An 11535-nucleotide genomic window follows, 5' to 3' on the forward strand; every position below is an offset into this window, starting at 1 on the left:
CTGGTCGGGGGAGCTCGCCCTACGTGGGTGCAGCGCGCAGGTTCTTCGAGTCCTGGCCTGATCCGCAGGACTGGGCTGCGCAACCGCTGGCTGATCGGCTCGCCGCCGACCACCAGACTCGTCCGGTGATTACCTTCCTGATGCTGCACCACGGGCTGCGACCGGGATATGACTACCTGCTGGAACGTAAGTTCTCCTCGATCTGGCGGGAGATCCTCGGCAGCCCGCTGCAGGGTGAGGTCGATCGGTTCCTGGCCGCCGCCGAGGAGCTCGGGTTCTCCATGCGCGTACGCCTCTCCACCGGCTCACAGGTCCCGGCAGGGCTGCTGATTCAGACAGGTCGAGCGATGCAGGACCTGAGGCTGGCCGACCTGGAGGAGTTCACCGCCGCCTGCCGTGAGCGGGCAGCCCGGACCGGTGCCAGCCACCGGCACTACCTGTCAGCGATCAGTAACACCCACCGGGTCCTGTTCCGCCTCGGCGTCCTGGATGACCTGCCGCGCAGTGGTGGGCCGGTCCCGTTGACCGAACGGATGGCACAGGTCAGCCCACCGATCCAGGCCGAGCTGATCGCCTACCTGGAACGCAAGAAGGCGACCTGCCAGGTCAAGACGGTCTCCACGATGGCCACCCGGCTCAAACACTTCGGTATCTTCCTGGCCACGATCGACCCGGGCCTGGTCACGGTCGGCGACCTGGACCGACGCCGCCACATCGAGCCCTTCCTCGCCTCGCTGATCGACACCGTGAGCGCCAAGGATGGGCAACCGATCAGCATCGGTGACCGGCACCGACGCGTGATCGCCGTGGCCACGTTCCTGACCGATATCACCGAGTGGGGTTGGGAGGCTGCCCCGCCCCGCAAGGTCATCTTCCGCGACGACATCCCCAAACTCCCCACGCTTCTGCCGCGCTACCTGCCGGTAGACGCCGACCGTGCCCTGATCACCGCGCTGACCGAACACCCCCACAACGAGCTGGCCGCGCTGGCGCTGCGCCTGCAACGCGCCTGCGGGCTGCGGATCGGCGAGCTGCTGGACCTGGAGCTGGACTGCGTGCACCAGATCGAGGACAACGGAGCTTGGCTCAAGGTCCCCCTGGGCAAGATGAGCACCGAACGGATGGTCCCGCTCGATACCGAGATCCTCGACCTCCTCGACCGGATCACCACCCTGCGTTCCCACGGCCGGCCCTTGCCCCACCCTCGCTACCGGCGCCCGGCACAGTTCCTGTTCACCCACCACGGACGCCGGCTGGGCCAGCAAAGCCTGCGTGCTGAGCTCGACCATGCCGCCCACACCGCTGGGCTGGAACGCGTGACCTCCCACCAACTGCGGCACACCTACGCCACCGCCCTGGTCAACGCCGGCGTCTCCTTGCAAGCACTGATGGCGCTGCTCGGTCATGTCAGCGCCGAGATGAGCCTGCGCTACGGGCGCCTGTTCGACTCCACCGTCCGCACCGAGTACGAGCGCGCCCTGGAACTGGCCAAACAGCAAGTCTCACAGCCCGCCCCGCTGACCGAGCCGAGCCCCTCGGGCAGGACCCAACTCCCGTTGGCCGACATCACCGGCGGCAAGGACTGGCGCACCACACCACTTCTGAAATCGCGCATGGCCGGAGGATTCTGCTTGCGCGCACCTGCCCAGGGCGCCTGCACCTACGCCAACATCTGCGAGCACTGCCCCTCCTATCGCGCCGATCCCTCCTCCCTGCCGATCCTGGCCGCTCAACGCATAGATGCCCAAGCCCTCGCCCACGACGCCGAGCAGCGAGGATGGATCACCGAGGCCGAGCGCCACCACAAACTCATCGCCCGCCTCGACACCCTGATCGCCGACACGGGAGCCAGCACCGGATGACCACCACCGAAGTCCTGAACACCGTCGAAGGGGCCTGCGCCGACCTTGCCCGCGACGGAGAACCCATCACGTTCACCCAGGTCGCCGCCACCACCGGGCTGGCCCGCTCCACGCTCTACCGCAACGCCGCCCTCCGCGCAGTCATCGAGCACCACCAGCACCACACCGATGGCCCACTCAGCCCACTCACCGACCAGCTCGCGACTCTTCGCGTCGCAGTGCTCGCAAGGATGTAGCGCGATATATAGAACTCCGATACAACACCGCACGTCTCCACTCGGGACTCGGGTATCGGACGCCACAGGAAGTCCACGACGAGTACCTAAGCTCGACGGCGGCCGCCTGAATTACAGTTAGATGCTGTCCGGAAAACGCGGGGCCGATCACCCTCAGACACAGCCACGCCCACAGTCTGGGACCTACACGCCCCCGGCGCCCTGGGTTGGGGCCGCCCAGCACCCTGGGGCGGTCGCAGGCGCCGGAAGTACCACGGCCGGCGGCGAGCGTTACGCGAGGACGGCATGTCCACAGGTCGAGTGCACTGATCGAGATGAACGACCTGTGCGCCTTGCGGAAATCATGCCTGAGCGCGGCGTGGCCGGGACAGGGGCATACTGGGGGCAATGACTACTCCAGCCCCTGCCAGGCGACGCCACCTCGCCACCAGCCCCTTCCCGCCCAAACCCGACGTCGTCATCACCCAGTTCGCGGTGGGCGACAAGGTCTGTCACGACTCCTACGGGGTCGGTCGTGTCACGGGGGTGGAAGCGCATGCGGTCACCGTCGACTTCTCCTCCCGGACCGTCCGCGTGGTCAGCCCGTTCAGCAAGATGGAGCACCTGTAGGAGCCACAGCCAGATAGCGATCCAGCAGCTCGGGTCCCACCTTCGCCGCCTCGCGCGGGCCGAGATCGGCCAACTGTAGGGCCAGTCCGTCGACCACGGCCTGCAGGAGCACAGCCTCCCACTCCTCGATCTCACCGCCCGACGAACGACCGGTAGCCGTCGAGCCAACCACTGTCCGCGACGGGACCGCAGCCCCCGATTCCGTCGCTGCCGCTCGTCGTGCGCGCAGCAGATCCCGGTACAAGTCCCGCAGCCGGTCGGCCGTATCCCGCTTGAGCTCACCCAGGTCGGGGTCCGTGTCCGCGTGCGCGGAAAAGGCGAGCCAGACGCCGAACTCTCGGTGCCGCTGCTCGTCCAACGGCAGCAACTCGAGCAGGATTGCCCGCGTCCACTCGGACGCTGGACCGGTCCGCGGCACTGCCGCGAGTCGCGCAGCCACGTGCTCGGTGATGAGCGCCATCGCATAGTGCAACATCTGCGTGCGGGTGCGGAAGTAGTGCTGGACGGTCCCGCCGCTGACCCCCGCCTCTGCGGCGACGTTGCGCACACTGACTCCGACAATGCCGTCCCTGGCAACGATCTGTAACAGGGCACGGGCAACGCGCGCCCTGCCTTCGCCAGTCGAATCGGTTGCGGGTTTCACGCGACGACCATACACTCGTAAGTGTCTAATACAGTCGTAAGAGAGGCAGCCATGCTCCCGGTGTCCCAGATCGAGGACACACCGCCTCAAGCACGCGTACTCCCCCGTCTCGCGGCGCTATGGGGACTCGCCGTCGGCACCCTGGCGGTGCACAACATCGAGGAGTGGCTCCTTGACCTCACTGGCTGGATGGCAGACCGCCCCTGGCTCCCGGGTGGTGCATTGCACGGCGACCAGACCCGGTTCACCCTCGCCCTCTTGACCGTCACGGCGCTCTTCGCAGGGACAGCCATCGTCGCAGTGCTGGCCCGCCCGCGCTGGAGCGCAGGCGTCTTGGCCTGCGCCGCCTACGCGCTGGTGGCGAACGGCGTCAGCCACATCGTGATGAGCTTGGTGTCACGGGATCCGATGCCAGGGCTGTTCAGCGGGGCGCTGCTCCTGGTGCCAGCGGGGCTCGTCATCATCCGGCGTCTACCCCCCGTCCGATGGACGCTGGGTGCCGTGCTGATCACGGTCGGGGCTGCGTTGGCCCTCGTGTTCGGCTCGCTGGGCCTGGCGGCCGCACTGACGCCGTGATCTGACCCTTGATCTCACGGCATTGACCTGACCCTTGACTGACCGCGGATCAGCCAGGGGCTGACACCGAGACCGGTTGCAGGTTAGCGTGCAGCGATGAGACGCCAGCCTCACGAGAACGTCGCCACCGTACTGGTGGCGCCGCCTGCCCTCGTCGACCTGGAGCTCGAGCTCATGGCTGTCGACCTGAGGCTCTGGCCTGTCGAGTCCGCCCCCATCTGCGAAGACGGGCCGCGCACCGCCTTCCAGATCCGTCACCGCCTGTTGGAGAAGCACCGGGGCGAGTGGGACTGCGCGTCCGGGTGGTTGCCGGTCTGGATCAGCTTCGGCGACAGCTGGCGGGACGGCGAGGAGCCGCTGCCATGGGCCGCACACGCCGCCCTCTGGCACGTCCTGGACTCCCGCGCCGAGCAGGTGCGCTTCCACCGTCGCCTGGAGGGCGTGCCCAAGATGCCCCGCCCCGAGGAGTCATCCACCACCTCTGGACGATCCGCACGCCGGACTCGGTAACGTCCGGGCGACCACCGGGGTGCGCCCCCGCGCACGGCAACCCGGCGCGACCTCAGTACGCCTGGCTGACCGTCGACATCCGGAAGTCAGGGATGCGCAACGCCGGCGCCAAGGAACAGGTGAACCAGTCGTTCCACTCCCGGCACAGGGTGTGCTCCGAGCGACCTGCCTCCGTGGCTCGTCGCAGCAGGCCGATCGGCGACTCGTTGAACCGGAAGTTGTTGACCGCCGCGGTGACCCTGCCCTCCTCGATCAGGTAGACCCCGTCCCGGGTGAGACCGGTCAGGAGCAGCGTCTGCGGGTCGACCTCTCGGATGTACCAGAGACAGGTCAGCAGCAGACCCCGCTTCGTGCCCGCGATCATCTCGTCGAGATCGGCGGTGCCACCGGCGTCCACCAGCAGGTTCTCCGACGGGAACGGCAGGTCCCCGGTGCCGCCCGAGCGTGCGAATCCGGCCCGGGTCCGCACAAGGTTGCGCAGGACCCCGTCCTTGACCCAGTCAACCCTGCCCACGGGCACGCCGTTGTCGAATACTGACGCCAGTCCCGGTGCGGAGCTGGGAAGGATCACGAACGGTGGCTGCTGGAACTGCTGGTGCTCGGGGTCGGATGCGATCGTGATCGGCAGCGTGCTCAACTGCTCGCCGATGCGGGTGGTGCCGCGTTCGGCGCCGGCGTAGACGTTTTGCCCCTGCTCGGCGTCCCGGGCGCTCATCGTCCAGTACGCGTAGACGAGCAGGTCGACAACCGCCCCGGGCGGCAGGATCGTCTCGTACTCCCCCGCGGGGAGGTCGACCCGGGTGCTCCCCCAGCCGAGCCGCTTCTCCAGTTCGTCGTGCATCGCCGGGACATCGACGTCGGTGAAGTCCGTCGACTGCGCCCCGACCCACGCTGAGTTGATCAGATCCGGCGCCTTGGCATTGACCTCGAGGCGCCCCATGGGTTCGACCGCGCGCCGACGCAACCCGGCACTGTTGGCGAGCCAGGTGGTCGTGCGGCGGTACTCGGCGAACCCGAACAACAGGTGACCGGCCGCCGCGGCGCGCTCGAAGGCGGTGCCGAGGTCTAGGGCCAAGCCGGAGAAGTCCTCCGGCCCGACCCGGTATGCCGGGTGGTCGAAGTCCTCGTCGGCCTGGCCGGAGACGAGGGGTTGGGCCTCGTCATCGGCCGGTGCCCCGGGGGCCGCTGCGTCGGCCTGGCGGACCAGCTCGAGCAGGTCCTCGGCGGTGGCCAGCGGGCCGGTGACCGAGGCGGCAGACACGCCGTCGGCCAGTTCAGCGGTGCTGATCACCGTTGCCGTGCGCTGGCTCATCGAGCCGTTGGTGGTCAACGCGTTGGCTGCCCACCGGAGGTTGACCTCGTGCGACTCCTGGACGATGACGGTGCACTCCCGAGCGGTCGAAGCGGCCACGGCCTGCTCGACCCAGCTGCTGACGGCGATGTCGTTCATCAGTTGTCCCCCTCTGCGGTGTTGAGCACGTTCACGTTGCGGAAGCGCGCGGCGGGGCAGCCATGGCTCACCGGCGCGCCCTGTCCGGGCTGACCCTTGCCGCAGTTCAGCGATCCCGCGAGCAGGTAGGTGTCCGGTCCGCCGACCGCGTCCATCGAGCCCCAGAACTCGGTGGTGGTGGCCTGATAGGCGACGTCTTTGACCTGCCCCGCGAGGCGACCGTCCTTGATGCGGAAGAAGCGCTGCCCGGTGAACTGGAAGTTGTACCGCTGCATGTCGATCGACCAGGACTTGTTGCCGATGACATAGATGCCGTCGTCGATGCCCGCGATCAACCCGGCCACGTCCGGCCCCTGTGGATCCGGGGCCAGCGACACGTTCGGCATACGTTGCAACGGGATGTGCCCGGCGGAGTCGGCATAGGCGCAGCCGTTCGACCTGCCGAAGCCCTTCTCCTGGGCCATCTGCCGGTTGAGCTGGTAGCCGACCAGCACCCCGTCCTTGATGATGTCGAACGTCTGGGCCGCGACACCCTCGTCGTCGAAGCCGACGGTCGCCAGCCCGTGTTCGGTGACCCGGTCGCCGGTGACGTTCATGTGCTCAGAGCCGTACTGCAGGGTGCCGAGCTGATCGAAGGTGGCGAACGAGGTCCCGGCGTAGGCGGCCTCGTAGCCGAGCGCCCGGTCCAGCTCGGTGCCGTGGGCGACCGACTCGTGGATGGTCAGCCACAGGTTGGTCGGCTCGATGACCAGGTCGTAGCGGCCCGCCTCGATCGACGGGGCCTTGGCGTGCTCGGCGAGCAGCTCGGGCAGGTGGGCGATCTCCTCCTCGAAGTCCCACGCGGTCCCGGTGAGGTACTCCCACCCACGGCCGGCCGGCGGCGCGACGGTGTTCATGGTGGCGAACCCACCGTCGCCGACGTTGACCGCCTGGAAGTCCGGCTCGATCCGCACCCGCTGTTGCGTGGTCGAGGTGCCGGTGAGGTCGGCGTAGAAGGTGTTCTCCTTGACCGCCAGCAGCCGTGCCGTCGCGTGGTGCACGGCATCCGCGGCGAGAAGCCGTTCGGACAGGTCCAGCAGCCTGGCGAACCGGTCTGCCTCGGGCACCTCGAACGGGTCGATGTCGTATGACGACACCCAGGTCTGGTCCGCGTGGACGGGTTCGGGTGCGAGCTCGACGGGGGTGCTGACCAGGGGGCGGGCCACCGTGGCCATCGCCACGGCCTGGTCGGCCAGCCGCTGCGCCTCCGCGGTGGTGAGGGTGACTCCGGCCGCGAATCCCCACGACCCCTCGTGGATCACCCGCACGCTCAGCCCCAGGTCGGAGGAGTCTGAGCTGGCCTCCAGCCGAGCATCCCGCAGCATGCGGTGCAGTCGCTGGGTCCGCACGACGCGGATGTCGGCATGACTGGCACCCAAAGAGGCGGCACGGGACAGGGCCGCGTCGGCGAGCTCTCGGAGCGGAAGCGCGGTGAACGTCGGGTCGATTTCGGGCATGCTACGACCCTACGTGGTCGTTCCGGCCGCCGTCGCGACGCACGGGCTTTAGGTCACGTCCCGCGGTGGAGCGGTGCGGCTCAGAACTGGATGCCGCGGGTGAGTGCGCCGTCGACCAGGATGTTCGCGCCACTGATCCGCGATGCCCGCGGGCTGGCGACGAAGACCACGGGGTCAGCCACCTCCTCGGGGCGGCCCATCTGCCCCGTCGGGTTGAGCCCGAGCGCCATCGAGTACAGGTCCGGGTTGCCCTCCTCGATGCCCTCCCAGACGCCGCCCTCGAAGTAGGTGTTGCCCGGGGAGACCGTGTTGGCCCGGATTCCCTTCTCGGCCACCTGCAGCGCCAGGCCCTGGATGTAGCCGATGATCGCGGTCTTGGCGGTCCCGTAGGGGCCGGACGCGAAGTCGGCCTCCCGCCCGGACACGCTGGAGATGGCGATGATGCACGCCGAGTCGCTGGCCTCCAAGTGTGGCATGGCCGCCTCCACCAGCCGGACCGTGTGCATGATGTCGACGGTGAGACTGAGCTCCCAGTTCTCCGGGGTGTCGGGGATGGCGAGCGCGCTGACGTTGGCCACCACGATGTCCAGTCCGCCCATCGCGGCGGCGGAGTCCTGCACCCAGCCGCGCAGGGTGTCCGCGTCCCCCACATCCACGACGGCGCCGGTCACCTCGCCACGCTCTGCCAGGGCACGTTCCACTGCACCCACCTCCTCGGCGTTGCGGGCGCAGAACCCGACGACGGCGCCCTCGGCGAGGAAACCCTCGACGATCGCCCGTCCGATGCCGCGGGTGCCACCGGTCACCAGCACCTTCTTGCCCGTGAGTTGCAGATCCATGGCCAGACTCCTTGGTGTGGGGGGGCTGCCGGCAGTCTCGCCGCGCCGTGGTTCTTGTCAGAGTGTGCGGGCGAGCGCCCGGAGCTCGGCGTGGATTCCGCCGAACGCCTGAGCGGTCGGCAGGAGTGCCTTGGCGACCTTGACCACCACGCTGTAGTTGTTGTCCACGACGTTGGCGACGGGCACCTCGGCGATCTGGGTGATGAGCTGGTAGGCATCCATCGGGTGCAGCCCGTAGAGCTCGGACAGCCACCCCACCACCTGGGCGTTGGCGATCCGCCAGGAGTCCTCCATCGGCCGACTGGAACCCACCACCATCCAGTGGTCGTCGTCCTCAATCCGCGGCCACAGCGGCGCGCCGCCCTTGATGAGGTCGACGAGGACGGTGGAGGTCATCGCCCCCTCGACGGCCGTCCCGCAGGCCTCCCCTTCGCCCTGCCGGTAGTGCCCGTCGCCGAGCGAGAACAGCGCACCCTCCACGTTGACGCCCAGGTAGACGGTGGCCCCGGCTCGCATCTGCGGGGTGTCCATATTGCCGCCGAACCGCTCCGGCACGAGGGAGGATCGGACCTCTCCCCCGGGGGGCGCCACCCCGACCGTGCCGAGCATGGGTGCGACCGGGAGTTCGAACCGCTGCTCGCCGAACCGTGCCTCGAAGGCGACCGTGTTCCGTTCCCGCTCCAGGTGGTAGATCCAGGTAGTGTCGGGCAGCGACGCCTGCAAGGAGACGGTCCGGTCGGTGCTGGTCATCCCGCCGAAGAACGGGATGGTCGCCGAGGCGCCCCAGTCACGGGCCGGCTCGAGGTCCACCAGGTGCAGCACCAGGGTGTCCCCGGGCTCGGCGCCTTCGACGTAGAACGGGCCGGTCTGCGGGTTGACGAACCGCAGGTCCACCTTCTCGGCCGACAGGTCGTCGATGCTGCGCAACTTCCCGCCGAAGGCGTCGTCGGACCACAGGCGGAGCGCGGACCCCGGCCGGACGCTGAAGACCGGTGCCACACCACCAAAGGTGTAGGCGTACTCATCACTGGCCGGCGTGTACTCCCTGACCTCCATGTCCGGACCGTATCGAAGAACGGCCGTCCGGGACAGGGCTGCGTACTACGCCGGTAAGACGTAGAAGTACATCAGCAGGTAGTGCAGCGCGGCGGCCACGACCACGAGCGCGTGCCACACCTCGTGGAAACCGAACACCCCCGGTTTCGGATTCGGCTTCTCGATCACGAAGATCACGAACCCGACGCTGTAGACGATGCCGCCGGCACCCATGAGGGCCAGCGCCCCCAGCGGCAGGGAGACGTCCGCCCCGATCAGGAGCACCGTCATCCACCCCAGGGTGATGTAGAGGGTATTGGTCACCCACTTGGGCAACTCACGCCATATGGACCGCATGACCATCCCGAAGATCGCGATGGCCCAGACGGCCCCGAAGACGGTCCAGCCATAGGTGTTGCGGAACAGCACGAGCACCAGTGGCGTGACGGTGCCGGCGATGAGCAGAAACACCGAGGTGTAGTCCAGGGTGCGCAATACCTCGTTGAACACGGGGCCGCGGTCCAGCCCGTGATGAAGGGTGCTCGCCACGAACAGGGTCATCAGGGACAACCCATAGACGCTGAACCCCACGATCTTCCACGGATCACCCTGCTCGGCGGCCTGCGCGATCAGGAGCGCCGACCCGGCCAGGGCGAAACAGGCCCCGAACATGTGCGAGATCGTGTTGAACCGCTCGTCGGTGACATGGACGCTGCCGTCCTTGCTGAATGTGGGTTGATCCACCAGGTTCCTCTCCCGGATGAGTGGCTACCCAGCCTACGGTCTCTGCGGTGTGCTTCTCGCCGAGGCCAGACCGGGACACCTCCCCCTCAGAACGGCACCTGGGACCCCAACAGGCCGGGCCCCGAGCCACGGCCGGAGACGACCCGGCAGAAGTCGGCAGCGTCCATCGCGATGGCCTCTCCCCCGGTGCCGACTCCCCACCGGCCACCGGCCGCGCCCGTCAGTTCCAGGCTGAACGGCTGGCCGTGGCGCGAGGCCCACTCCCGGACGACGTCGTCGACGATGACACCTTCGTGCTCGGCCGTGGCCGGCACGAGCACTCCGGTGGCCCGGGCGATATCTAGACGGTGCATGAACGGGTCGCGGGTCAGGATGGTGTCGACCAGGTAGCCCATCGTCCAGCGTTCCTGCACCCCGCCGGTCTCCTCCGAGAGAGTGACGTGCCGGCGGACGGAGGCCGGCATGCGGTCCCGGTAGCGCGCAGCCCTGGTGCCGTACTGCCTCATCCGCACGGGCAGATCGGCCGTGGTCAGGCTCGCGTGCTCGTCGACCTGCAGGCCGGTGAGTCCGTCGATGGGTTCGAGTCCCTGACGTCTTGCCCGCCACGTGGCGAGCACGAACTGCCGCACGAGCTCGCGGGTGGATCCCGCGAACCGGGCCATCCCCACCATGTGCCCGACGACTGCACGGACGTCCCATGCCTCGCAATCGGTCGGCTGGGACCAGTGCTCTGGTTTGAGCTGTTCCAGGGTGGAGGCCACCCTGTCGTACTCGGTCGTGGCAAGGCGCATGGCGACGTCGTGGCTCAGGGCGGAACGGAAAGTCTTCCGGCTGGATCGTGGGGTGAGCTGGGTGGTCATGGTCGGTCCTCGGTTCAGTCGCGCGGCGGCAGACCCACCGCGTCCGCATACATCTCCATCGCGCGGTCGAACTGGCGGGACCAGCGATCGCCTCCGGGGTCGTTGGCGAGCTGGGCGTTGATCAGCCCGCCGAGCAGTGCCGTGGCGAGGTCGACGTCCTCGTCGCGGGTGACTGCCAGGTCCGCGAGCACCTGGCGCATCAGGTCGAGCACGGCTACGGCCGGCTCGTATGCCGTGGGGCTGGGGACGAACCCCGGGATGGTCCGCAGGTCCATCAGCTGGTGGCGGACCGGGTCTTCGAGGGCGAAGTCGAAGTAGGCGCGGGTCGCCCGCAGCAGCACGTCGCGGGGGTGGAGGGCCTCCCTGACGGTAGCCGCCTGCAACACCTCGTGGGCCCGTTGCATCCGGTCCAGGCAGTGCCCCCAGGCTTGCCCAAACATGGCGTCATAGATCGCCATCTTGGAGTCAACGTGCGTGTAGAGCGACGGTGCACGCATGCCGACCCGGCGGGCCACGGCGCGCAGCGTGATGGCTGCTAGTCCGTCCTCGCGGGCGACCTCCCAGGCCGCATCGAGGATCTCCAGCCGGGTCGCCTCACGGCGTTCGGCTTGCCTATCACGGTTAGGCAGTTCTGACACTGTACAAGGATGCACCCTGGCCGGCTTCCTGTCGAGG

Annotated in this window: 13 protein-coding genes; 5 read left to right on the top strand and 8 right to left on the bottom strand. The window is 68.3% G+C overall.

What is annotated here, in order from left to right:
• Nucleotides 1–23 precede the first annotated feature (23 nt).
• The 3 genes from FB467_RS13420 (at nt 24) to FB467_RS13430 (ending at nt 2707) form a co-directional block, all read left to right on the top strand.
• Entirely contained in the window at nt 24–1862 is a 1839-nt protein-coding gene (locus FB467_RS13420; RefSeq protein WP_211350608.1) for a tyrosine-type recombinase/integrase, read from the top strand.
• A complete protein-coding gene (locus FB467_RS13425; RefSeq protein ID WP_141785553.1) occupies nt 1859–2098 on the top strand; it encodes a DUF6262 family protein in 240 nt (79 codons plus the stop codon). Before FB467_RS13420 ends, FB467_RS13425 begins: the two co-directional genes overlap by 4 nt.
• A 387-nt stretch (nt 2099–2485) precedes the next feature.
• Nucleotides 2486–2707: a CarD family transcriptional regulator gene (locus tag FB467_RS13430; protein WP_141785554.1), complete on the top strand. Its 222-nt coding sequence runs from the start codon at nt 2486–2488 to the stop codon at nt 2705–2707.
• Here FB467_RS13430 and FB467_RS13435 read toward each other — a convergent pair.
• Complete coding sequence (locus tag FB467_RS13435; RefSeq protein ID WP_170230721.1) at nt 2685–3350, bottom strand: TetR/AcrR family transcriptional regulator; 666 nt, start codon at nt 3348–3350, stop codon at nt 2685–2687. The two genes, FB467_RS13430 and FB467_RS13435, sit on opposite strands and share 23 nt — an antisense overlap.
• A gap of 60 nt (nt 3351–3410) precedes the next feature.
• On the opposite strand from FB467_RS13435, the gene FB467_RS13440 reads away from it, so the two are divergent.
• Together FB467_RS13440 and FB467_RS13445 are read left to right on the top strand one after the other, a co-directional pair.
• Nucleotides 3411–3926: an HXXEE domain-containing protein gene (locus FB467_RS13440; protein WP_170230722.1), complete on the top strand. Its 516-nt coding sequence runs from the start codon at nt 3411–3413 to the stop codon at nt 3924–3926.
• Between the two features lie 96 nt (nt 3927–4022).
• Nucleotides 4023–4436: a hypothetical protein gene (locus tag FB467_RS13445; protein WP_141785557.1), complete on the top strand. Its 414-nt coding sequence runs from the start codon at nt 4023–4025 to the stop codon at nt 4434–4436.
• 52 nt (nt 4437–4488) lie between these two features.
• Here FB467_RS13445 and FB467_RS13450 read toward each other — a convergent pair whose 3' ends face one another.
• The 7 genes from FB467_RS13450 to FB467_RS13480 form a co-directional block, all read right to left on the bottom strand.
• Complete coding sequence (locus FB467_RS13450; protein ID WP_141785558.1) at nt 4489–5886, bottom strand: metallopeptidase TldD-related protein; 1398 nt, start codon at nt 5884–5886, stop codon at nt 4489–4491.
• The gene (locus tag FB467_RS13455) at nt 5886–7382 is read right to left on the bottom strand and encodes a TldD/PmbA family protein (RefSeq protein WP_141785559.1); all 1497 of its coding nucleotides are present in this window, start codon (nt 7380–7382) and stop codon (nt 5886–5888) included. Before FB467_RS13455 ends, FB467_RS13450 begins: the two co-directional genes overlap by 1 nt.
• 80 nt (nt 7383–7462) lie before the next feature.
• Nucleotides 7463–8221, bottom strand: a complete 759-nt coding sequence (locus tag FB467_RS13460; RefSeq protein ID WP_141785560.1) for an SDR family NAD(P)-dependent oxidoreductase — start codon at nt 8219–8221, stop codon at nt 7463–7465.
• Nucleotides 8222–8278: 57 nt separating this feature from the next.
• On the bottom strand, nt 8279–9277 hold the full coding sequence (locus FB467_RS13465; RefSeq protein ID WP_141785561.1) for an acetamidase/formamidase family protein: 999 nt from the start codon (nt 9275–9277) through the stop codon (nt 8279–8281).
• Between the two features lie 45 nt (nt 9278–9322).
• Nucleotides 9323–10000: a PAQR family membrane homeostasis protein TrhA gene (gene trhA, locus FB467_RS13470; protein WP_228393181.1), complete on the bottom strand. Its 678-nt coding sequence runs from the start codon at nt 9998–10000 to the stop codon at nt 9323–9325.
• An 86-nt stretch (nt 10001–10086) separates the two neighbouring features.
• Complete coding sequence (locus tag FB467_RS13475; RefSeq protein ID WP_141785562.1) at nt 10087–10860, bottom strand: maleylpyruvate isomerase family mycothiol-dependent enzyme; 774 nt, start codon at nt 10858–10860, stop codon at nt 10087–10089.
• Between the two features lie 14 nt (nt 10861–10874).
• Complete coding sequence (locus FB467_RS13480; RefSeq protein ID WP_170230724.1) at nt 10875–11498, bottom strand: TetR/AcrR family transcriptional regulator; 624 nt, start codon at nt 11496–11498, stop codon at nt 10875–10877.
• Nucleotides 11499–11535: the final 37 nt, after the last annotated feature.

Origin of the sequence: Ornithinicoccus hortensis (assembly GCF_006716185.1) — a bacterium.
GTDB lineage: Bacteria > Actinomycetota > Actinomycetes > Actinomycetales > Dermatophilaceae > Ornithinicoccus > Ornithinicoccus hortensis.

What these genes read in the sequence shown, in the direction of transcription:
- FB467_RS13425 (WP_141785553.1), top strand. Translation starts at nt 1,859, where the DNA reads ATGACCACCACCGAAGTCCTGAACACCGTCGAAGGGGCCTGCGCCGAC.
- FB467_RS13430 (WP_141785554.1), top strand. Translation starts at nt 2,486, where the DNA reads ATGACTACTCCAGCCCCTGCCAGGCGACGCCACCTCGCCACCAGCCCC.
- FB467_RS13445 (WP_141785557.1), top strand. Translation starts at nt 4,023, where the DNA reads ATGAGACGCCAGCCTCACGAGAACGTCGCCACCGTACTGGTGGCGCCG.
- FB467_RS13450 (WP_141785558.1), bottom strand. Translation starts at nt 5,886, where the DNA reads ATGAACGACATCGCCGTCAGCAGCTGGGTCGAGCAGGCCGTGGCCGCT.
- FB467_RS13455 (WP_141785559.1), bottom strand. Translation starts at nt 7,382, where the DNA reads ATGCCCGAAATCGACCCGACGTTCACCGCGCTTCCGCTCCGAGAGCTC.
- FB467_RS13460 (WP_141785560.1), bottom strand. Translation starts at nt 8,221, where the DNA reads ATGGATCTGCAACTCACGGGCAAGAAGGTGCTGGTGACCGGTGGCACC.
- FB467_RS13465 (WP_141785561.1), bottom strand. Translation starts at nt 9,277, where the DNA reads ATGGAGGTCAGGGAGTACACGCCGGCCAGTGATGAGTACGCCTACACC.
- FB467_RS13475 (WP_141785562.1), bottom strand. Translation starts at nt 10,860, where the DNA reads ATGACCACCCAGCTCACCCCACGATCCAGCCGGAAGACTTTCCGTTCC.